The 21288-nt window shown below is 40.6% G+C and carries 25 protein-coding genes, 1 rRNA gene and 2 pseudogenes; 16 read left to right on the forward strand and 12 right to left on the reverse strand.

What is annotated here, in order from left to right; translation table 11 throughout:
* Window positions 1-69: 69 nt before the first annotated feature.
* Entirely contained in the window at window positions 70-408 is a 339-nt protein-coding gene (locus AC4CU0_RS11930) for a hypothetical protein (protein WP_078190097.1), read from the forward strand.
* A gap of 77 nt (window positions 409-485) precedes the next feature.
* Here AC4CU0_RS11930 and AC4CU0_RS11935 read toward each other — a convergent pair whose 3' ends face one another.
* A complete protein-coding gene (locus AC4CU0_RS11935) occupies window positions 486-911 on the reverse strand; it encodes a GNAT family N-acetyltransferase (protein WP_490743209.1) in 426 nt (141 codons plus the stop codon).
* Between the two features lie 11 nt (window positions 912-922).
* Entirely contained in the window at window positions 923-2146 is a 1224-nt protein-coding gene (locus AC4CU0_RS11940; RefSeq protein ID WP_490743210.1) for a class I SAM-dependent methyltransferase, read from the reverse strand.
* A gap of 107 nt (window positions 2147-2253) precedes the next feature.
* Between AC4CU0_RS11940 and trhA the strand changes: the two genes are divergently transcribed.
* Complete coding sequence (gene trhA, locus AC4CU0_RS11945) at window positions 2254-2895, forward strand: PAQR family membrane homeostasis protein TrhA (protein WP_490743211.1); 642 nt, start codon at window positions 2254-2256, stop codon at window positions 2893-2895.
* Between the two features lie 145 nt (window positions 2896-3040).
* Window positions 3041-4354, forward strand: coding sequence for an MFS transporter (locus AC4CU0_RS11950; protein WP_078194265.1), 1314 nt, complete (start codon window positions 3041-3043; stop codon window positions 4352-4354).
* Between the two features lie 294 nt (window positions 4355-4648).
* Here AC4CU0_RS11950 and AC4CU0_RS11955 read toward each other — a convergent pair whose 3' ends face one another.
* Window positions 4649-5659, reverse strand: a complete 1011-nt coding sequence (locus AC4CU0_RS11955; RefSeq protein ID WP_180050311.1) for a metallophosphoesterase — start codon at window positions 5657-5659, stop codon at window positions 4649-4651.
* 104 nt (window positions 5660-5763) lie between these two features.
* On the opposite strand from AC4CU0_RS11955, the gene AC4CU0_RS11960 reads away from it, so the two are divergent.
* Window positions 5764-7383, forward strand: coding sequence for a phospholipase D family protein (locus AC4CU0_RS11960; RefSeq protein WP_257222637.1), 1620 nt, complete (start codon window positions 5764-5766; stop codon window positions 7381-7383).
* Between the two features lie 45 nt (window positions 7384-7428).
* Here AC4CU0_RS11960 and AC4CU0_RS11965 read toward each other — a convergent pair whose 3' ends face one another.
* Window positions 7429-8253 carry a lysophospholipid acyltransferase family protein gene (locus tag AC4CU0_RS11965; protein WP_078190142.1) on the reverse strand — a complete coding sequence of 275 codons (825 nt, stop codon included), beginning with the start codon at window positions 8251-8253 and terminating at the stop codon, window positions 7429-7431.
* A 411-nt stretch (window positions 8254-8664) separates the two neighbouring features.
* Between AC4CU0_RS11965 and hflX the strand changes: the two genes are divergently transcribed.
* The 6 genes from hflX to AC4CU0_RS11995 all read left to right on the forward strand — a co-directional run bounded on the left by hflX (window position 8665) and on the right by AC4CU0_RS11995 (window position 12901).
* On the forward strand, window positions 8665-9999 hold the full coding sequence (gene hflX / locus AC4CU0_RS11970; protein ID WP_490743212.1) for a ribosome rescue GTPase HflX: 1335 nt from the start codon (window positions 8665-8667) through the stop codon (window positions 9997-9999).
* Window positions 10000-10042: 43 nt separating this feature from the next.
* Entirely contained in the window at window positions 10043-10414 is a 372-nt protein-coding gene (locus AC4CU0_RS11975; RefSeq protein ID WP_180009205.1) for a hypothetical protein, read from the forward strand.
* Window positions 10415-10425: 11 nt separating this feature from the next.
* Complete coding sequence (locus AC4CU0_RS11980) at window positions 10426-11100, forward strand: LrgB family protein (RefSeq protein ID WP_078190106.1); 675 nt, start codon at window positions 10426-10428, stop codon at window positions 11098-11100.
* 248 nt (window positions 11101-11348) lie between these two features.
* The gene (locus tag AC4CU0_RS11985; protein WP_168379557.1) at window positions 11349-11801 is read left to right on the forward strand and encodes a DUF2147 domain-containing protein; all 453 of its coding nucleotides are present in this window, start codon (window positions 11349-11351) and stop codon (window positions 11799-11801) included.
* A 60-nt stretch (window positions 11802-11861) separates the two neighbouring features.
* Complete coding sequence (locus tag AC4CU0_RS11990; RefSeq protein ID WP_490743213.1) at window positions 11862-12311, forward strand: DUF2147 domain-containing protein; 450 nt, start codon at window positions 11862-11864, stop codon at window positions 12309-12311.
* Between the two features lie 143 nt (window positions 12312-12454).
* Window positions 12455-12901, forward strand: a complete 447-nt coding sequence (locus tag AC4CU0_RS11995; RefSeq protein WP_168379559.1) for a DUF2147 domain-containing protein — start codon at window positions 12455-12457, stop codon at window positions 12899-12901.
* A 68-nt stretch (window positions 12902-12969) separates the two neighbouring features.
* On the opposite strand, the gene AC4CU0_RS12000 is transcribed toward AC4CU0_RS11995, so the two are convergent.
* From AC4CU0_RS12000 to AC4CU0_RS12020, 5 genes are all read right to left on the reverse strand, one after another.
* Complete coding sequence (locus tag AC4CU0_RS12000) at window positions 12970-13815, reverse strand: symmetrical bis(5'-nucleosyl)-tetraphosphatase (protein WP_490743214.1); 846 nt, start codon at window positions 13813-13815, stop codon at window positions 12970-12972.
* Window positions 13816-13821: 6 nt separating this feature from the next.
* Window positions 13822-14634 (reverse strand): 16S rRNA (adenine(1518)-N(6)/adenine(1519)-N(6))-dimethyltransferase RsmA, encoded by an 813-nt coding sequence (gene rsmA / locus AC4CU0_RS12005; protein ID WP_168379561.1) that lies wholly within the window; start codon window positions 14632-14634, stop codon window positions 13822-13824.
* 30 nt (window positions 14635-14664) lie between these two features.
* Window positions 14665-15522: a pilus assembly protein PilJ gene (locus AC4CU0_RS12010; RefSeq protein WP_490743215.1), complete on the reverse strand. Its 858-nt coding sequence runs from the start codon at window positions 15520-15522 to the stop codon at window positions 14665-14667.
* Window positions 15523-15543: 21 nt separating this feature from the next.
* Complete coding sequence (gene pdxA / locus AC4CU0_RS12015) at window positions 15544-16527, reverse strand: 4-hydroxythreonine-4-phosphate dehydrogenase PdxA (protein WP_180163497.1); 984 nt, start codon at window positions 16525-16527, stop codon at window positions 15544-15546.
* A gap of 227 nt (window positions 16528-16754) precedes the next feature.
* Window positions 16755-16997 carry a hypothetical protein gene (locus AC4CU0_RS12020; RefSeq protein WP_180060224.1) on the reverse strand — a complete coding sequence of 81 codons (243 nt, stop codon included), beginning with the start codon at window positions 16995-16997 and terminating at the stop codon, window positions 16755-16757.
* 191 nt (window positions 16998-17188) lie between these two features.
* Here AC4CU0_RS12020 and rplM point away from each other — a divergent pair, with 191 nt between their 5' ends.
* Both rplM and rpsI read left to right on the forward strand, forming a co-directional pair.
* Window positions 17189-17617: a 50S ribosomal protein L13 gene (gene rplM / locus AC4CU0_RS12025; RefSeq protein WP_004722943.1), complete on the forward strand. Its 429-nt coding sequence runs from the start codon at window positions 17189-17191 to the stop codon at window positions 17615-17617.
* A 12-nt stretch (window positions 17618-17629) separates the two neighbouring features.
* Window positions 17630-18016, forward strand: a complete 387-nt coding sequence (rpsI, locus tag AC4CU0_RS12030; protein WP_078190115.1) for a 30S ribosomal protein S9 — start codon at window positions 17630-17632, stop codon at window positions 18014-18016.
* A gap of 142 nt (window positions 18017-18158) precedes the next feature.
* On the opposite strand, the gene AC4CU0_RS12035 is transcribed toward rpsI, so the two are convergent.
* A complete protein-coding gene (locus AC4CU0_RS12035; protein ID WP_490743216.1) occupies window positions 18159-18323 on the reverse strand; it encodes a hypothetical protein in 165 nt (54 codons plus the stop codon).
* A 164-nt stretch (window positions 18324-18487) separates the two neighbouring features.
* Between AC4CU0_RS12035 and AC4CU0_RS12040 the strand changes: the two genes are divergently transcribed.
* From AC4CU0_RS12040 to AC4CU0_RS12050, 3 genes are read left to right on the forward strand one after another with little or no spacing between them, the layout of a single operon-like run.
* Window positions 18488-19141 carry a glutathione S-transferase N-terminal domain-containing protein gene (locus AC4CU0_RS12040; protein WP_180163499.1) on the forward strand — a complete coding sequence of 218 codons (654 nt, stop codon included), beginning with the start codon at window positions 18488-18490 and terminating at the stop codon, window positions 19139-19141.
* Between the two features lie 27 nt (window positions 19142-19168).
* The gene (locus AC4CU0_RS12045; protein WP_180041717.1) at window positions 19169-19597 is read left to right on the forward strand and encodes a ClpXP protease specificity-enhancing factor; all 429 of its coding nucleotides are present in this window, start codon (window positions 19169-19171) and stop codon (window positions 19595-19597) included.
* Window positions 19598-19615: 18 nt separating this feature from the next.
* Entirely contained in the window at window positions 19616-20257 is a 642-nt protein-coding gene (locus AC4CU0_RS12050; RefSeq protein ID WP_180041715.1) for a hypothetical protein, read from the forward strand.
* A gap of 141 nt (window positions 20258-20398) precedes the next feature.
* On the opposite strand, the pseudogene AC4CU0_RS12055 reads toward AC4CU0_RS12050, so the two are convergent.
* A pseudogene (locus AC4CU0_RS12055) lies at window positions 20399-20739 on the reverse strand (IS3 family transposase); the annotation flags it as partial.
* 32 nt (window positions 20740-20771) lie between these two features.
* Here AC4CU0_RS12055 and AC4CU0_RS12060 point away from each other — a divergent pair.
* Window positions 20772-20897, forward strand: a pseudogene (locus tag AC4CU0_RS12060) (hypothetical protein); the annotation flags it as partial.
* Window positions 20898-21020: 123 nt separating this feature from the next.
* On the opposite strand, the gene rrf reads toward AC4CU0_RS12060, so the two are convergent.
* Window positions 21021-21135 (reverse strand): 5S ribosomal RNA (gene rrf / locus AC4CU0_RS12065).
* Between the last annotated feature and the right edge of the window lie 153 nt (window positions 21136-21288).

A 21288-nucleotide genomic window follows, 5' to 3' on the forward strand; every position in this document is an offset into this window, starting at 1 on the left:
CTCTCATCAGTTTTATGTTATAAAGTAACAAGTTTTTTGATTTCTTTTTATCCGATTGAGTAGCTTGTTATGACTGATCATACTTCTCCTGAAAAATCACCGTGGGGCTGGAAAGCACTGATTATCTTCTGTATTTTAGGTGCGCTATTCATGGGTATTTTCTGGCTTGCTGTGACCAATGAACCAGACTATATGCCGAGCCAACAGAAAAAAGACAATACTCAACAGCATGCATTTAAAAATGCCCCTGTGATGTCAGAAGAAGCGTTGAAAAAGGCGCAAGCTGATCAAGCAGCTCGTGAAGCTTCTGCGCCGACTGCAGCAGATATGCATATGACTGAAGAACAACATGCACATATGGATGACATGAGCCCTGAACCTACTGCATCGAATGATCATGGCCACTAAGCTTTGACCCAATCTATGCAAAAAAACGCTTAAAATTTTAAGCGTTTTTTTATTTATAGCTGTCCAATTTTAAGTATTTAAGCCAAAGCCATATACATATCTTGATGCGGAATACCACAATCTAAATATTCATCACCTTCAACAACAAAACCTAAAGCTGCATAAAACGGTATGGCATGCACTTGTGAAGATAGTTTTAAATATTCACGTTGCTCTAATTTCGCTTGTTCGATGATAGCTTGCATCAAGATTTTACCAATACCCTGACTGCGATAGGCCTTTAAAACAGCAACACGACCTATACTGTTATTTTTCAACAAACGAGCAGTTGCAACGGCTTTCATCCCATCATGAACAATAAAATGCAGTGAAATCGCATCTTCTGCATCCCATTCATCTTCGGGCGAAATCTGCTGTTCTAAAATAAAGACCTGTTCACGTATCGGCCGAGCTGCAGATGCCAGTTGCTCCCACAGACCAAATTGAATATTTAACTGCGGCATCCCGTCATCCTTTAGCATTTACAGCCAATATCTTGTTGGTCCCATTGATCATTCAACAATAATTCTAACGAATGCTTTTGAATGCCATACATCTGTTTTAAAGCTTGAATCTGTGCCAATACCGCTTGATCAGGTTCGACATAGTCTGCACGTTTGGTTGCCAAGATCATTTTATTTTTACTGGTATGCTCAAGCGCCACAAATTCGAAAACTTTGGTTTCATAACCATATGCTTTCAATAAAAGTGCACGAATCGTGTCGGTGAGCATTTCTGCTTGCTGACCTGCATGAATGCCAAATTGCAACATCGGTGCAAGTACTTGTGGCGCTTTCAATTGCGGACGCAGTTCTTTATGACAACACGGCGCACACATGATCATTTGCGCATTTAATCGAATGCCGGTATGAATCGCAAAGTCCGTTGCCACATCACAGGCGTGCAGCGCAATCATGACATCTAAACGCTCAGGCGCATAGGTACGAACATCGCCTTGGAAAAAATCCAGTTGGCTGAAATTCGACTGCTGCGCAACGCTTTGGCAAAATTCCACCATTTTCGGATTTAGCTCAACCCCTGTCACTTTAGGCACTTGCTGGTGTTTTGCTAAATAATCATATAATGCAAAAGTCAGATAGCCTTTACCTGAACCAAAATCTACAACATGCAGAGATTGATCGGTTTCTTTGATCTGGCTTAAAGCACCTGAAAAAATTTCTACAAATTTATTAATTTGTTTCCATTTACGTGCCATGCTCGGAATAATTTGTGCTTTTGCATCCGTAATACCGAGTGGCTGTAAGAAATAACTGTTTTGATCGACATAGCGATGTTTTGCTCGATCATGCCCTTGCTGCTCCGTAGGATTTTTCCCAAAAGCAGGCTGCTTTTTGCTAATGCTTAGCATCACTTTCTTTTTATTTTTTTTGAGCTGAATTTCTTCATCCAAGGTCATCAGGTTGGCTTGCTTACAACAGCTTAATAAACTTTCGACTTGTTGATACGCAGATGCAATTGGATAATTTTTGGTGATGTCTTGGGTTTTATAACGATATAAACAGCTAAGAAATGACTCACCTTGCAGCGAAATGACTCGTAAGGTCATTTTTTCTAATTGGTCTAATTCACCTTTATACTGACTCAAGATCATGCGATCAAAACGCTGTGTTTCAATGGCTTGCTGAAAGGCTGCTAAAAATTGCTGCTCTTGCGTAGAGGAAGAAGCCAATGATGACATAATATAAACCTAGATAAATTTGCAAAACAATTTTAAATCTTCTTACACCAAAAGCAAAATTGAATTATTATACACTTGTATATTTAAATTATTATAAAAGATACGTTATGAATGCTCCCCACCTTTTAGCTTATGACCCAGCTGAAGAAAGACTGAATTTCTATACCCATGCTTTCGGTGCAGCGTTGTCTGCCATCGCAGGTATCCTACTGATATTAAAAGGTGCATACCTTCCAACTGGACAATGGCTTGCACTTTGGGTGTATGCATTCAGCATGCTGTTATTATTTTCGGCTTCGAGTCTATATCACTTCGCAGAATCTCCTGAGCGCCGTGGTTGGTACAAAAAGCTCGACCATACCGCAATCTATTATTTGATTGCAGGTACTTACACCCCGTTTCTGGCAATCGCACTGCCTACTGCAAAAGCGCATTATTTACTCATTGCACTGTGGGTCATTGCCGCAATTGGAACACTATTCAAATTAATATTCATTCATCGTTTTCAAAAGATTTCGTTGATTGCCTATTTGGTGATGGGATGGCTTGCAGTACTGGTAATGGATGATATGCAACGCTTTTTATCTGATCAAGCTTTAACCTACCTGATCATTGGCGGGCTATCTTATACAATCGGTGCATTGTTTTATGCCTTAAAAAAGGTAAGATATACACACGCTATCTGGCATATTTTTGTATTGATAGGTGCAGGATCACATTTCCTGTCGATTTATCTCTACGTGATATAACCCACTGACACTGCATTCTTTAGTGACCCTAATTCCGCAGTCCGTAAGTTGGTATTTCGTATTTTTTTAAGAAATTACGCCTTTTTTAAAAAGATTACGCTTTTAAAACTAAGTTCAATTATTTTTAGTAAGTGTAAGGTCCACCATGGCGTCTTCAAGTGCTGCTGCCACTGAACAGCAACCAACAAATTCAAAATTCCGCGTACTTACAGCAAGTCTTGTAGGTACCACAATCGAGTTCTTCGATTTCTACATCTATGCAACTGCGGCTGTAATTATCTTCCCGCATCTGTTCTTCCCTGCAAGTACAGATCCAACAACCGCAACAATTCAATCTTTAGCAACGTTTGCGATTGCCTTTATTGCTCGCCCGATTGGTGCAACATTCTTTGGCCATTTAGGTGACCGTATCGGTCGTAAAGCCACATTAGTTGCCGCTCTCCTCACCATGGGGATTTCTACAGTATGTATCGGCTTGCTTCCAACCTATGCTCAAATTGGTATCGCTGCTCCGCTCATGCTTGCACTTTGTCGCTTAGGTCAAGGTCTTGGTTTAGGTGGTGAATGGTCAGGTGCCGTGCTGCTTGCAACTGAAAATGCGCCAGAAGGCAAACGTGCTTGGTATGGTATGTTCCCTCAATTGGGCGCGCCAATCGGCTTTATTCTTGCAACAGGCTCATTCTTGACCTTAGGTCACTTCATGTCTGAAGCTGAGTTTATGCAATGGGGTTGGCGTATTCCATTCATTGCAAGTGCGCTATTGGTTATTGTCGGTCTGTGGATTCGTTTAAAATTACATGAAACACCAGCGTTCCAAAAAGTTTTGGATAAGCAAAAAGAAGTAAATATTCCGTTCAAAGAAGTGATCACTAAGCACTGGGGGATGTTAATTCTCGGTACGATTGCTGCGATTTGTACATTCGTTGTGTTCTACTTAACCACAGTATTCGCTTTACAATGGGGTACAACCCAGCTTGGTTACACACGTGAAGAATTTTTAAAACTTCAACTGGTTGCCACACTTTGTTTCGCTGCCTTCATTCCACTTTCTGCTGTATTTGCTGAAAAATTTGGTCGTAAAACGACTTCGATTGCGGTATGTGTTGTATCTGCATTGTTTGGCTTAGTCTTCTCAAGCATGCTTGAGTCTGGCAGTACTGCGATGGTGTTCTTATTCCTATGTATCGGTCTTGCGATCATGGGTTTAACCTATGGTCCAATTGGTACGGTATTGTCTGAAATCTTCCCAACGTCTGTACGTTACACAGGTTCAGCTTTAACCTTTAACATGGCTGGTATTTTTGGTGCATCTTTCGCGCCACTGATCGCAACTAAACTTGCAACTGGCTATGGTTTATATGCAGTAGGTTACTATCTCACTGCAGCATCAATCCTTTCATTGATCGCGTTCTTAATGATTCGCGAAACTAAAAATGATGATGTGAATAATCAGGTTTAATCTGCACATAATAAAAAAGCCAGCACCTATTGCTGGCTTTTTTATGTCTCAAATTGAGTCAATGACCTGATTAGCTACTCTCTTGTTGACATCATTTTGATATAAGTCATGAATGCAGCTTAGATCCCACTGAGTAGCAATACACATCATCTGTTCCAAGACACGGTCATTCACTTAATTTCAAACAGCAAATGAATGGCACGATTCAATTTTATTAACCAAACAAGGCCTGTAGCTCTACATCAAGAAGAACATTCACCAAACCGTTTAGCGATAATGAACGGTAGTTTTTGATTAAACCAACTCGATAATATCAATGGTCGGTGGCACAAGAAAACGGAAAGGCACCCCAACCATGCCCGTACCAACAGTGACAAAGACATCTGCATTGTCATGCTGATATAGCCCTTTTTTATGGCCTAAAATCGACACTTTTTTCATTACATAATCGGTCAACCAAGGCAGTTGTACCTGCCCGCCATGGGTATGACCCGACAACATCAATGGTCGTCCGGGAAGTTTAGGTACCATATCTACGGTATCAGGATTATGCGACAAAATGATCCAAGGTTTATCTTGTGGCAATTCTGGCAAATAGCGCATATCGGCTTTACCAGCCCATAAGTCCCCAACACCTAATAAACGAAACTCATTAAACTCAACCACCTGCCCTTCGATATCCACCACATGGTTACTTTCTAATGCATGTTTTAACAGCGCTTGAATAGGCGGACCGGGATATTGCTCATCATGATTACCATTCACCGAATAAATCGGAGCAATAATTTTTTTTAGTACGGCCAGTTCTTCAGCTAACTTATTTTCTGGCTCATAAGTCCAATCCCCTGCAACCACGACCAAATCAGGATTTTGTGCATTGATTTTATCGACGATCATTTTTAACTGACGTTCATGGCCCGAAAATAAACCAATGTGTAAATCACCAATTAAAGCAATGCGAACTGGCTTTAATAATTGTCGTGTTTCATGCAATTGATATTGACATTTTTTCACCTGAATCATGTGCGGCTCGATAAACCGGGCATAGCATAAAAGCCCTGTAACAGCGCCGACAAAAATCGCTTCATGTAGTGAATAATAGCCACTCCAGCCTGCATAAAAGCTAAAGAAGAATAAAGGGATAAGTAAATACGAGAGATAAAATGCCAACAAATGTACGAAGGCTTTAAACGGATGAATCGTTTCCGTGCGCGACTGACTTAACCAAGCTTGGGAAATTGCCCAAACACCTAGCACAGCCAACCCGATATAAAAATACATCACTACGGAATCTAATTCCCACATACATTTGCTCTACAATTTGCCTAACGAGAAAACTCGGTCACTATATTTATCTTTTCACAGCTGACACTTATACTCAAATCAAATTTTTTAGTATGTCTAACAGTATGAACTCAGCTACACCGAAACAGCAAAATTTGCCCTTCATACACAACCACACTAAGGCGGTTTTGCTGAGTTGTAGCCTTGTTTTGACTTTATCTGCATGTAGTACCTTGCCTAAACAGCAAACTCAACCTGTGGAATATGCCTTTAATACTCCCACTGACGATACTAGCCTTGCGAAAATTGTGCTGCCGCTACGGGAACAAAATCCAAACTTAACCGGTTACCACGTTCTGTATGACCCATTAGAAGCCTTAGCGGCTCGAATCGAGCTAATCAATAAGGCCGAAAAAAGTTTAGATCTACAATACTATATTTGGGATAACGACAAAATTGGTGCTTTGGCCCTACATGCCATGATCAAAGCTGCAGATCGTGGGGTGAAAATTCGTTTATTGGTCGATGACAATAATGCAAAAAAAATGGAAGGCATTTATATGGCACTCGACCAACATACTAATATTGATGTCAAACTGTATAACCCGTACCGCTTCCGACATTTCCGCCCTGTCGATATGGTGTTGGATCTAAAACGCATCAACCGTCGTATGCACAACAAAAGCTTTATTGCAGACAATCAAATCGCATTGATTGGTGGTCGCAATATGAGTAACCAATACTATAACGTCAGTGATAATTATCAATTTTCCGATGTCGACGTCATGTTGGTCGGTGCGGCATCCGATGAAATCATCCATTCTTTTGACGAATATTGGAATGATGATTATGCCTTTCCAGTACGTCAATTGGTCAATCCACGCCACTATAGTTTGCGCTTTGACAGTCTCAAACAACAACTCGATGACTATAACCAAGAAGCCACTGTGGTCAATTATTTGGACTTAGCTAACCGTTCACATGCCTTTGATGACTGGCTCAACAATAAAATCCAATTTGACTGGGTCAAAGCCGAAGTGGTCAAAGATTCCCCGAGCAAAATCAAATCTAAAGCCAAAAAAGAAGAGCACCTCAACTTTCAGCTCCTCAACCGTTTAGATAAACCGGAACAAAGTGTCGATATCGTTTCAGCCTACTTTGTCCCCGAAAAAAAAGGGGCGGAACGCCTGAAAAACCTCAGTGCTGATGGCGTGAAAGTCAGAGTTTTGACCAACTCATTCCAGGCCAATGACGTGCCATTGGTTCATGCTTTTTATAGTAAATATCGTCAAGATCTCTTGGAGCATGACGTTCAACTCTATGAGTTTCTGTCTAGACCTGATGCAGAAAACCTCAACACCAATACAAAAGAGTTGGCGGAAAAAGCTAAAGTTAGTCTAAAAGGTTTAAGCCGTTCGAGTCTGCATGCCAAACTGATGGCAATTGATGAAAAACAAGTTTTTATTGGTTCATTTAACTTTGACCCTCGCTCAGCATATTTAAATACTGAAATTGGGGTATTACTGAATAGCCCACGTTTAGCCAAAGCCGTCCACTACACCATGGATGAAAATTTGAGTAAATATGCCTATAAGTTGGTGCTCAATGCAGACCAGCAAATCAATTGGAAAATTAAGCTATCAAATGGTCAAACGCGTATTTATCCACGTGAACCGAAAATCAAGTGGTGGCAAAAAGCAGGGGTGAAATTTATCTCTTGGTTGCCGCTCGAAGGCTTTATGTAAGCATCGTGCTGCAAAGGCATCCCCCTTGCAGCCTGTATCATTAAATTATTTAGCTTCAACTGGAACTGGCGCTTTAAGAACTTTGGCTTGAAGCTCTGCTAATCCCTGATTCATTTTTTGCTGCACTTCTTGCGTCAAGCTTTCAACAGTATGACCTGCCGAATCAATTGCGGGCAATGTCATCAGATGCGCAGTGACATTCGGCATTTCTAAGACATTTTTGACATGTCGATCAAAGCTAATGTCTCCGACGTAGGGTGCAATATTATCGAGTTCACCGTCCTGATTCACATAGCAAATTAAGCAAATTTGGACTGGACGTTCGGCTTCAATCGCCGCACCTAAAATACGACCATGAATTTTTTTAATTTTGCTGCCATCTGAAGTGGTGGCTTCTGGGAAAAAGAGTACCGGCGTATCTTGTTTTAAGAAGCCTGTAATTTGTTCTTTAATTTTAATCGAGTCGCCAGAGCCACGCTTAATAAATAAGGTGCCACCGCCTTTCGCCAAATTACCCAGCACTGGCCATTTTTCAATTTCAGCTTTTGCCAAAAAGAAAACACGTGCGCCAGAACCCAAAACTGCCACATCTAACCATGAAATATGATTACTTACCCAAAGGGCTGGTTGACGTGGAATTTCGCCATGCACTTTGACTTCAAGGTTGAATACTTTGCATAACTTGCGACAAAAATACTGCACATAGCGAGTATTTTGCGGGTTATTCGGGTCTTTATACAATTGATGACGATAAACCAAATAAAAACCCTGCGTCACGGCAACAGCTGCTGCACCGACTTTTTTACAATACAAATAAAATTTTGAAAACACATTAATTTGCGGTGTATTGACGATTTGAGGTTGATTCATAAACGGTTCACTAAAAGGACACGGTGCCACAATTTGGCGTAAATTTTCATCATCATATACCGAAGACAGTTTTTTTGCATTGATCATAAAAACCGAAGTCGAAGATAATATTTTCCTATTTTAATCGTTTTTAAAAATCAAATATTATTTTTATATCGGTTTTAAAGGTTATGTATTATGAATCACTCACATTCGGACAATCCCCCTATTTCTTCATGGCAAGCGTTAAAAGCCATTGCTTGTTTTTCATTGATATATGTGAGTGTGCTTTTCTTATTGGCGCTGAGCTTTCGAAGCTTTCTCTAATTGAATAGCACTACATACAGAACTTAGCCATTAATCCCTCACTTAGATTAACCCTCGCACTGCATTTTCGCCTAAAATGAATCTTTAAACAGGAGTGTGTGCTGAGTGGAAAATTTAAATCAACATCAAGCGAGCGGTGAACGCGTAATTTTAGTCAGTGTGGCAGTACAAATGCTTGCAGACCTTGATGCCGAAGAATTCCACTTACTTGCTCAATCTGCAGGTGCCAATATTCTGCAACATGTGCATGCTCAGCGTATTAAGCCTGATGCCAAATTATTTATCGGCTCAGGGAAAGCTGAAGAAATTGCAGAAGTAGTCGCAGAATATGAAGCCGAATTGGTCATCTTTGACCATGCTCTCACCCCTGCCCAAGCACGTAATCTTGAACGCATCATGCGTTGTCGTGTGGTCGATCGTACAGAATTAATTTTAGATATTTTTGCCCAACGCGCACGTACCTATGAAGGTAAATTGCAAGTTGAATTGGCCCAATTACAACATATGGCTTCACGACTGATTCGTAGTCGTGGCGATCTCGATAGCCAAAAAGGTGGGATTGGCTTACGTGGACCGGGTGAAACGCTACTGGAAACCGACCGACGTCTACTCAAGCTGCGTATGGGACAACTCAAAGCGAAACTTGAGAAAGTCCGCCAAACACGTATGCAAGGTCGTGTGGCACGTCAAAAAGCTGCTGTTCCAACCGTGTCATTGGTGGGTTATACCAATGCGGGTAAATCGACCTTATTTAATAATTTAGCGAAAAGCGATGTCTATGCAGCTGACCAACTGTTTGCGACACTTGATCCAACCTTACGCCGTCTACATTGGGATGGCATCGGCAACTTAGTGCTCGCAGATACTGTAGGTTTTGTGCGTAATTTGTCGCACTCATTGGTCGAGTCCTTTAAAGCCACCTTAGAAGAAACCTTGGAGGCGACCTTATTGTTACATGTCATTGACTCCAGCAGTCCAGACATGATGGAACAAATCGAGGCTGTCGAAAAAGTACTGAAAGAAATTGGTGTCGATGTTCCGATTCTGCGCGTTTATAACAAAATTGATGTCAGTGGTGAAGATCCTAAAATCATCTATGGCAAGCCTCATCAGCCGGAACGTGTTTATGTCTCAGCGCATAGTGGTAAAGGTCTACCCTTATTACGCCAAGCGGTTCAAGAATGCTTAATGGGTCAAATTCAAAGCTTTGAAGTCCATCTAAAACCGGCTTATGGTAAATTAAGAACACAACTTTATGCGCTCAATGTGATCCAAAATGAAAGTTATGATGAACAAGGCAACTTAATTTTGCATGTCATCATTGCCCCACATAAGTTAGAACAACTGATTAAACAGGCGCATTTACCCATTGATGAAATTTTGGGAACACGTGCGCAACAATTCCAACATCCTCTTGAAGAATTTGAAATTAAAGATTAAATCGGTTAAAACTTGATTTGTATAATTTTAACGAAAGACAAAAATGGACTGGATCAAGCGCATCGACTGGAAAGCCTGGATAGGCACTATTGCATTAATTATTCTTTTCCGTGAAGGCGCGGTCTGGGTCATGAAGCAATTCAATCACCCCGAATTAGGCAATCTCGTCGGACTGATTAGCTTACTGATCGTGCTTTCATTTTGGAGAAAATTCAACAAAATTCCGGCCAGTTTGGTCGATACCAATAATAAAATCATGAAAGAAAGCGCCTTTGCCTTCTTACCCATTAGTGCAGGCTCATTGCTGATGATGATGCATTTAGGCGATGAAATTCCAATGTTTTTGATTGTTCTCTTTGTCAGTACCCTCATACCGCTGTGGGTCTACGCAAAAATGTCAAAGAAATGGCTATAAGGAGAATCAACATGCTTTCAATCATCTCTGGATTCATCATTACCCTGATCGCCTATCTTGTCGCAAAACCCATTAATAAAAAATTACCGCAAATCCCCGTGATTGTGATTGGGATGTTTTTCGTCATTGGTATGCTCTATCTGTTTGGCATTTCCTATGAAAGTTATATGGCGCAGGTGAATCCACTATTCAATAACTTACTCGGCTATGTCACGGTGGCTCTAGCCATTCCTTTAGCAGCGATGCGTTACGATGACTTACCATTAAAAGCCGTGGGCGGGATTTTAGTCTTTGCCAGTATCAGTGCCGTTGCCCTCCCTATGGGGCTGGCTTATTTGCTGCATTTGTCAGATCCAACCATTATGGCTTTTGCTACACGGGCAGTGACCACCCCTATTGCCATCAACATTGCCACGCTGTTGCATTCCCCGATTCCTTTGGTGATTTTGATTGTGATTTTATCAGGGGTGATTGGTGCAGCATTTTCACCCATCATACTTAAAAATATTCATGATGAACGTGCATCAGGACTCGCCTTAGGACTTGCTGCACATGCGATTGGCACAGCTCAAGCTTGGCAGCGCGGCAGCATTGCTGGGCGCTATGCGGCATTTGGCATGGCGGTAAATGCAGTATTCACAGCAATCTGGTTGCCAACTTTCATACTCTATCTACAAAATATGTGACTGAGCAATCACTTTTAAATGATTGTTTTGTATAAAAAATAAACTTAATATAAATTCAAGGGTACGCCACAACACATTGAACGATGTGCTGTGGATGTTACATTTTTGGTAAAGTCACTTTTGTGCAACATGTCAACTTTCCCGAATAAAATGTAAATATTTATGCTTAGAGTAGTTGCTCTAAGTTCAAATATTACCTAGTATGATCAATAAACCCTCACAAAGTGTATTGATAAAGGATTATTAATATGATCGAAAAAAGTTTGAAATGGGCTGCATTATTCGGTGCCGTAGTCACAAGCTCTGCACTTTATGCTCAAGATCTTACAGGGACTTGGCAACAAATTGACGATAAAACCGGTTCGCCTAAAGCACTGATCGAAATTCGAAAAGATGCCAAAGACACCTATACCGGCAAAATTGTCAAAGTGACGCCACGTCCGGGTTATACACCAAAGGAAAAATGTGTGAATTGCCCTGCACCTTATACCAACCAGCCTATTTTAGGGATGGATGTATTTAAGGGGCTGAAACTTGAAAGGGAAAATACCTACTCTCAAGGGAAAATTATTGATCCTTTGGCAGGCAAAATTTACAGCTTAAAAGGCAAAATTTCTGCCAATGGTAAGCGCTTACATTTACGTGGATATCTGGGGATTTCCGCGATTGGTCGTACACAGACATGGATTCGCGCTGAATAAATTTTAAATTTATTCAGTAAATTGATTTGACATAGGTGAACCACCTACAGGGAATATCTGATGAAAAAATTAAAAGTGAGCCTCTTATTCTTAGCTGCTGTAATGAGTGGTTCAGCTTTTGCTCAAGACCTTTCAGGGACTTGGCAACAAATTGATGATAAAACAGGTTCACAAAAAGCCATTATTGAAATCCGTAAAGAAAGTAATGGCACATTCGTGGGTAAAATCATCAAAGTGACGCCGCGTCCGGGCTATACACCACGCGACACCTGCGTAAACTGCCCTGCACCCTACAAAAACAAGCCAATCTTAGGCCTTGATATCTTAACAGGTTTAAAACATATTGAAGGCACTAATAACTACGAGAAAGGCCGTATTATTGACCCTCTTTCAGGCAAAGTTTACGACACAAAAATCCGTTTAAATGCCAGTGGGAAACGCCTAACTTTACGGGGTTATATGGGTGTTTCTGCACTTGGTCGTAGCCAAACTTGGATTCGCCAAGAGTAACCTCAAACAAGTAAAAAAACCGCCGACATGGCGGTTTTTCTTATTCCGAATATCTTCAAATTATTTTTAAATTAAAGTTGACTATTTTCATAAACTTTCTAACATACGTGCTCATAAATCATGCTTCTCGGGGAAAAGCGATTATGTTTAAAAAAATATTATTCAGCCTATGCACATTCGGTTTGATGAATGTCGCATTTGCAAATGACATTGCCGGCACGTGGCAACAAATTGACGATAAAACAGGAGCTGCCAAAGCGATTATTTCGATTCACAAAGAATCAAATAATACCTATACCGGTAAAATTATTAAAATTACACCACGTCCGGGCTATACACCGCAAAAAAACTGTAATAAGTGCCCTGCGCCTTATACCAACCAACCAATTCTCGGTATGGAGATTATTAAAGGTTTAAAACAAGTTAATGACACAAATAATTATGAAAAAGGCCGTGTTATCGACCCATTGGCAGGTAAACTTTACGATGCAAAAATTCGTTTGAATAGCACGGGGAAACGTCTCACTTTACGTGCAAGTATTGGTGTTTCAGTACTTGGCCGTAACCAAACATGGATTCGCGTTGATTAATTCATACGGATCAATAAAAAAGGCCACATCGATGTGGCCTTTTTTATATCTTAGATTACATTTAATCATTACATCACTGGGTTATCGACTGTAAACATGGTTTGATCTTCCAGACGATAGGCCATCAACTGATTACCCCAGACACATCCACCATCCACATTTTGGATTTTTGCTGAGATTCTTTTTCCTTGTAAAGCGGCCCAATGACCAAAAAGAATTTGATGGGTCTGCGCTGCTTGTGACTCAAACTCAAACCATGGCTTAAAACCCTTAGGCATAGGGTCATCGAGTGAATCTTTAAAACTAAACTCTAAACGGCCTTCTGCATCGGTTAAGCGCATGCGGGTCAAATAGTTGGTAATACAGCGTAAGCGCGCATGACCAGACAAATCATCCGACCATAGGTTCGGCTCTTTACCGTACATCACTTGAAGAAACGCATCGACCACATCAAAGTCGTCATGACCAATCACCGCTTCCACTTCCTTTGCCAAGTCTGCGGTTTGCTGCGCAGTCCAATTCAAAGGAATACCCGCATGAGTCAAAATGGTTTGCTCATTCGGAAATAGACACAGCGGCTGCTTGCGTAACCAATCAATCAAATCATCACTTTCTAAAGCGTGAATCACATCATCGATATTGTCTTTAGGATTGATATCCTTAATACCGCGAGCGCATGCCAGCAAAGTCAGATCATGATTGCCCAGTACCGTCGCCGCAACTTCACTATCCACTAATTTTTTGATGAACCGCAAAGCGCCTACCGAGTTTTCACCCCGTGCGACGAGATCACCGGCAAACCATATAAAATCTTGGTCTGCATCAAACTTGATCTCTTTCAGTAAAGCTTTTAATGCTTCAAAACAGCCTTGAACATCACCAATGACATAGTTATAGCGAATAGTGCGAGTCATAATTATTTAAGCCACCATTTGATCTGCTAATGCGACAAATTCTGCAAGTGTTAGGGTTTCTGGACGCGCCATTGGATCAACCCCTGCATTTTCAAAACCATCTTCAACCAACATGCCTTTTAAGCTGTTACGCAAGGTCTTACGGCGCTGAGTAAAGACATGTGAAACCAAACGCGCAAGCGCTTTTTCATCTTTCGCCACAATCGGTTTAATAGCATAAGGCTCTAAACGGAATACCGCAGAGGTTACTTTTGGCGGTGGATTAAATGAACCCGGCGGCACTTCAAATAAAAACGTCGGTTTACAGAAGTATTGGATCATCACCGATAAACGGCCATATTCTTTAGTATTCGGTGAAGCAGTAATACGGTCCACAACTTCTTTTTGCAGCATGAAGTGCATGTCTTTGACTTTGTCGCCAAACTCCAAGAGATGGAACAGCAGCGGTGTCGAGATGTTATACGGTAAGTTACCAACCACACGCAGTGGACGGCCTTCTTGGAATAATTCAGTAAAGTCGTATTTTAACGCGTCAGTTTCAACAATGGTTAAACGTTCAGGATGTGGCACACGGCCCGGCAAACCTGCGGCTAAGTCACGGTCCAGCTCAACCACAGTTAAAGCATCGCATTCACCAATTAAAGGCGATGTAAGCGCAGCAAGGCCGGGACCAATTTCGACAATATTGTCACCAGTACGCGGATTTACCGAACGTACAATTTTGGCAATAACACGTTGATCATGTAAGAAATTCTGTCCAAACCGCTTACGCGTGTGATGCCCTTCATCTTTTGGGTTTAGGGCATTAATTTGATACATAAAATTCTCCGCATAGGTTTATTACAACGATTACTGACTTGATTCAAATTCACTCAAGCGAGCAAAAATTTCTTCGGACTTGGTCACATTATCCCGAGCCGCTTTAATTACACTAAGGAATGGCTCTCTTTGTTTCAACAAAGCCATTGTTTCAGATTTCATCATTTCTTCAGTTTCAGCCTGAATGGAGAGCAAACTTTCACGCATTTCAGCATTGTTTACGCGCTCTACACCGAGTTCGGGATTACCATTCAGTTGAGCCTTCAAATAAATATTGAAAGTTTCAAAATCTGCTAAAAAGTCATCTAAATCGTCTGGATGAATAGAATTCACATCAGTTAAATTCAGCAAAGAATCCAACAGCCGTCCCGCAATAAAGACTTGATTTTTAGCAATAATCGCTTGCATTGCTGAATTTTTTGCTCTAGCCATCATATCAGCCAGAAGGTTATATTCAGCTTGAATACCTGGAATGGTTTCACTTACAAGAATTTGATATTCATATAGCACATTCAGGCTATTTTGATGCTGTACAAGCAGATCAATATTAGCATTGATTGCCTGCCCATCTTGAAGCATTTTATCAGCACCGCCACGATTCGCATATTTTTTATGCATCGCGGTCAGCGCTTGATTAAATTTTTGCTGATTATGTTTAAAGCCATCCACGGCAGCCGGTGATGCAAAACGTATAAATCCTTCCGTCTGTTTTGGAATTTGCAGCGATAATACTTTTAAGTCACAAGAATGATGATCTGTAGCGAGCGTTGAGCATGCTGACAGCATCAACGCTAACGCAATCCCAAAAAATGGGCGAATGATCGATTTCGCCCTAAGCATCTTGTTATTTTCCTGTTTTATTTTTGATAATTTTTTACTATTATTCATATAAAATTCAAACCTTTATTATTAAGTTTCGTTATTTTTCGCACTTGCTAATTCTAAAGCCAAATCAACCGCCACCTGTAAACTCGAACTTTTAGCAAGACCAGTTCCAGCCAGTGACAGTGCTGTGCCGTGATCCACTGAAGTCCGAATAAACGGTAAGCCCAAAGTGATATTGATGGCTTCGCCAAAGCCCTGCGACTTTAACACAGGTAAGCCCTGATCGTGATACATCGCCAAAACCGCATCGGCATCTTTTAAATTTTCAGGGGTAAATAAGGTATCAGCAGGTAAGCTCAGGCTCATATTCACCCCTTGAGCGCGATAACGCTCTAGCACCGGATTGATCACTTCAATCTCCTCCATGCCCAAATAGCCATCTTCACCCGCATGCGGATTTAAACCGCAGACTAAAATATGCGGATGATCTTTTTTAAATTTGGTTTTTAAATCATGAATTACAATATCAATGACTTGATGCAAACGTTCTTGAGTAATGGCATCGGCTACATCACGAAGCGGTAAATGTGTAGTTGCCAATGCGACACGGAGCGTTTTGGTCGCAAGCATCATCACGACACGATCAACGCCTGCAAATTCTTGATAAAACTCCGTATGTCCGCTGAAATGGATACCGGCATCATTAATAATCGACTTTTGCACAGGTGCAGTTGCAACACCTACACTTTTGCCAGACATCGCATAATCTGCAGAACGACGTAATTGTTCCAACACATAGGCTGCATTATTCACATCTAACTGACCTGCAATAACAGGTGTAGTTACAGGTACATGTTCCACATAAAGCTGACCTAGAGCTGCCGAACCCTCCTGCCCAACATAGTCAATCAGTTCAACTTCGAGCTTTAACTGTTGAGCACGCTTGAGCAGCAAATCTTTATCAATAAGAACCACAAGTGGCCTTTCATCTATTCGATTGGCTAAGCTCAAACAAATATCAGGTCCGATACCTGCGGGTTCACCGCTCGTGATATATAAAGGCAGCATGGGTCTATCCTGTGTGTGCAATAGCATTATTATACTGTGTGATGCACATGACAGACCTAATTTTATTGACTAAAAATATCGGACTAAAACTCAAAAATAACCGCGTTGTGCGACATTGTATGGAATGAAATCGAAAGCAAAACCTGAAATGCCAATGATCCAAATCAGTGCAATAAGAATTACAATGCCGCGCTGAACGGTCGGTACATGCTGCGGGTAGTTCGTTATCAGCCAAAAAACATACCGCCCACAAGCAATAATCCAATCAACAGATAAACCAATAAATAACTAAGGAAAAATAAAGTGAGCATCATTAACAAAACGATGATTGCGCCATCCGCCCCATGCAAAGACACCAAATACAAAAAAGTTGGGCTTAAAATCAAGGTGCTACATAAGCCCATTAAATACCACCAATGTCGCCAAAATAAGGGGTCAGGTGTGGTTTTTAACAGATTAGAATTCGACATGATTTACATTCACCCGCATTTTTTATAATTTCTGGATTATCTGCTGTTTATTGCTGAAGAAATATACTACAATACAGCGCTTGAAATTTTATATTTTCATTTGTGATTCTTCACGTATTCGTATAGAATCGCGTCTCCTTTTGTTTGGACAGCTTCCATAGTCCAAACCAACTATAATAGGTAGTGGTTTAATGAAAACTCTCAGCGCTAAGCCAGCTGAAGTTCAACACGACTGGTACGTTGTTGATGCTTCTGGCAAAACTTTAGGTCGCCTTGCGACTGAAATCGCTCGTCGTTTACGCGGTAAGCACAAAACTTCTTATACTCCTCACGTTGACACTGGTGACTACATCGTTGTTATCAATGCTGAGCAAGTTCAAGTGACTGGTAAAAAATCACTTGATAAGAAATATTATCGCCACACTGGTTTCCCTGGTGGTATTCGTGAAACTAATTTCGAAAAATTAGTTGCTCACAAACCAGAAGAAATCTTCGAACGTGCTGTAAAAGGCATGTTGCCAAAAGGTCCTCTTGGTTATGCAATGATCAAGAAAATGAAAGTGTACGCTGGTACTGAGCATCCACATACTGCTCAACAGCCACAAGTTTTGGACATCTAAGGGATACAGCACATGGCTACTAACTATGGTACAGGTCGCCGTAAGACCGCAACTGCACGTGTTTTCCTATCAGCTGGTACTGGTAAACTCGTAATCAACAACCGTTCTTTAGAACAATATTTCGGTCGTGAAACTGCTCGTATGGTTGTTAACCAACCACTTGAGCTTTTAGAAGCTACTGAGAAATATGACCTTTACATCACTGTTGCTGGTGGTGGTATCGGTGGTCAAGCAGGCGCTATCCGTCACGGTATTACTCGTGCATTGATCGCTTCTGACGAAACTCTTAAACCTGCTCTTCGTCAAGCTGGTTTCGTTACTCGTGATGCTCGTGAAGTTGAACGTAAGAAACTTGGTTTACGTAAAGCTCGTAAACGTCCTCAATTCTCTAAACGTTAATTCGTTTACCGAATCGGACAAAAAACCTTGGCTTATGCCAAGGTTTTTTTATATCTTGATTTTTATGAAGATGATGCAAATATAACAACGAACCGATAAACCAAGAGACTCAAACTCGCAATTAAGCATATAACCGACAGTGTTAGTGTAATTGTACAGATGGTGATTTTGTTTTTTGTTCAGGGCTATCATCCTCTGCTCCATAATCAGAGGCATAACCTCCAGCGAGTGCCGTATAAAAGCCAATGCCCATAAAAATAACAGCAGCTAAAAATAATAATTTTTGTACAAGTGCAATGGTCATCATGCGGTGACGATCAGGTAAATGAATGACATGAAAAGCTATCAGATAAAATCAAATAAAACAAAACTGTAATTTTCACTGTAGCTGCATTGATATTGCTAAAGTCCCCGTGATTTTACTGTCTAATTTTAGTATCCTATCTTATTCATTTCTCATCGTCTCGGATTATGTCAGTCGAAAATGCACCTCTTCAAGGGATTACGCTTTACAGTCATGCGGATGACTTTCGCTCACACTGGATACGCTATGTACTTGCAGAGAAGCAAATCAAACATAATTTAATTATTGCTGATGATGAAGACGAAGATCTTGCAAGTTTAAATCCCTACAATCAACTTCCGATGATGATTGAAAATGGCCTAAAACTCTATAAAAGCAGTATTATTGCCGAATATCTGGATGACCGATATCGTCAAAATAAACTGTATGCAGATGCACCCATGCCTCGTGCAGAGCAACGTCAATATGTATGGCGCTTCGAACAAGATTGGTTAAGACTGGCTGATATTATGCTTCGCCATCCCGATACCCTCGATGAAAAAGCCAAGCAAAACGCACAAAAACAATTACGTGATACACTCATTTCACTAACCCCCTTGTTTCAGCATTATCCTTATTTTATGTCTGAACAATTTAGCATGTTAGACTGTATGCTCGCGCCTATATTTCTGCGCCTAAAAGCCATGGGTATTGAGCTTCCCAAACAGCAATGCCGCCCTATATTTCTCTATTGCCAACGCATCTTTAGCCGTCCAGCATTTATCAAATCAATGACATTGCAGGAAAAAAATCGCTATAGCGAGCTTTTAGTAAAAAATTAATTTTCCATAAATATTCGAGTAAGCATTATGTCTGAACAGGAACTACAACTCACTCCAACACGTCCATACTTAACACGGGCACTTTATGAATGGATTTGTGAAAACCAACTTACCCCCTACCTACTTGTCGATGCGACACAGAATGGTACGATGGTGCCAGTTCAATATATTCAAGATGGCCAAATTGTCCTGAATATCGCACCTCATGCAACGCATGCGCTACACATGAGTAATGAGACGATTACTTTCTCTGCACGCTTTGGTGGCGTTTCGCAAAACCTCTATATCCCCTTTTCTGCTGTTCTAGGCATCTATGCACGTGAAAATGGTCAAGGCATGTTCTTCGATCCTCAAGAATATGAAGGTATTCAGAATGATCAAAATGCTTTAAAATCAAACGACCAAGAACAACAAGAGCAACCGAAGAAAAAACCGGGTTTAAGGTTGCTCGATTAAAGAATAAGGAAGCGAATAATGGCTTTTGATTTAGTACAATATTTTGTCGAACAAATAGAATCTCAAAAGCCTACGCTTTTAAGTCATTTAAATCGTGAAGAAAAACGACAACATTTACGTGAAATTAATGCTTTAACCTTAGGTGAATTGATTCATCAGCTACGCATTAATGGTGAAAAGGTTTATCAAGAAATTACTCAGCCTGATGAACTCTATATTCAGGAAGTTTCACGTCATCTCACCACCAACCCTTCAAATGCATCAACATTAGAACGCTCTGAACTCGAAAACCTAACTACAGAAGTTTTTCATTTACAATTAAATGAATTAAAACAACTTCATGATACAGGCTCACATTCACCGCAAAGTATTCGAGAATTACTCAACGGACAAATTGAACATCTTTCTGGTCAAGCGGATGATTGGGTTTGGTCAACAAACAACCTAACAGAGCTCCTTGGTTCTAAACCAAATCTTCAAGAAGAGATATCATTAGAGGCATCAATGAAGGAGTTCAATCAAATGGTTAATCAACAACATACACAAGAAGACGTAACAACTGAAGTACAAGTACCGACTTGGTCAAAAATTGTAGAGCCAGTAGTTGCAGTGGTGATTCTATGGATTTTGGCATCTGCAGCATGTAATATTTTTGCTTAATTGACTTCATTTCTCTAAATCTATGACCTGCTTTTTAAGCAGGTTTTTTTTAATCGAATATTTAGGATATTGATATTTTAAATATAAAATTTACCCGATAAAGGTAGCCAAATAATGATCCCAGGCAGTATCGTGGACAACCTATCCCTCTAAATTCTTAAAATATTTCTGCTCAAAGGCTTCTGGGCTTAACCAACCATTTGCAGAGTGCCTTCTCACTCGATTGTAGTAAATCTCAATATAGTCAAACAAGACAACATTGGCTTCTTTTCGGGTCAAAAATACACTGCCATGTACCACATGACCTTTAAATGTGTGAAAGAAGCTTTCTGTTACTGCATTATCCCATGAGCAATATACTGCGCAAGGCCTCGTCTAGACATGCTTTGGATGCAGTTATTCATCAATAATAGCGCTCTAAAATCACGACTACAGTGCTGTGAGCCTTGGTCAGAATGGACCATGATATTCGTTGGATACCCGCCCACAATTCAAATTATGCAGTCATTGGCTTATGTTAGCCTGGATGATTTCAGAAGAACGAACCATTCATGAAATTTTAAATAAACCCTTTTATCATCCAACTTTAGAAGAAGGGTTAAGAACTGCATTAAAGCATGCACGACGTCAGTTAAGATAATTTTATCGTTTTAGGTCGATTTATAGCGTTGGATTTCCAACGCTTTATTATCGCCCCTTTTTATCTTTTTTCCACACATAAAAAAACACCCCCTGCACTAGTCAGAGGGTGTTTCGAATAATGAGCTGGCGATGACTTACTCTCACATGGGTAACCCCACACTACCATCAGCGCTAAGAGGTTTCACTTCTGAGTTCGGGAAGGGATCAGGTGGTTCACTCTTGCTATTGTCGCCAGCACAACTGTTATGGATACTTGCTTAGTCTAATCTCAGAGCAGTGCTCTTCGTGCTAAGTTTTCTACCAAATGAGTTATTAACAGATCATATCTGAGTTGCAGTATTTTGTTCTTAAGCGTTAACTAAATCAAGTTATTTTGCTTAATATCGAAT

It is taken from the genome of Acinetobacter sp. LipI_15 (assembly GCF_058242865.1).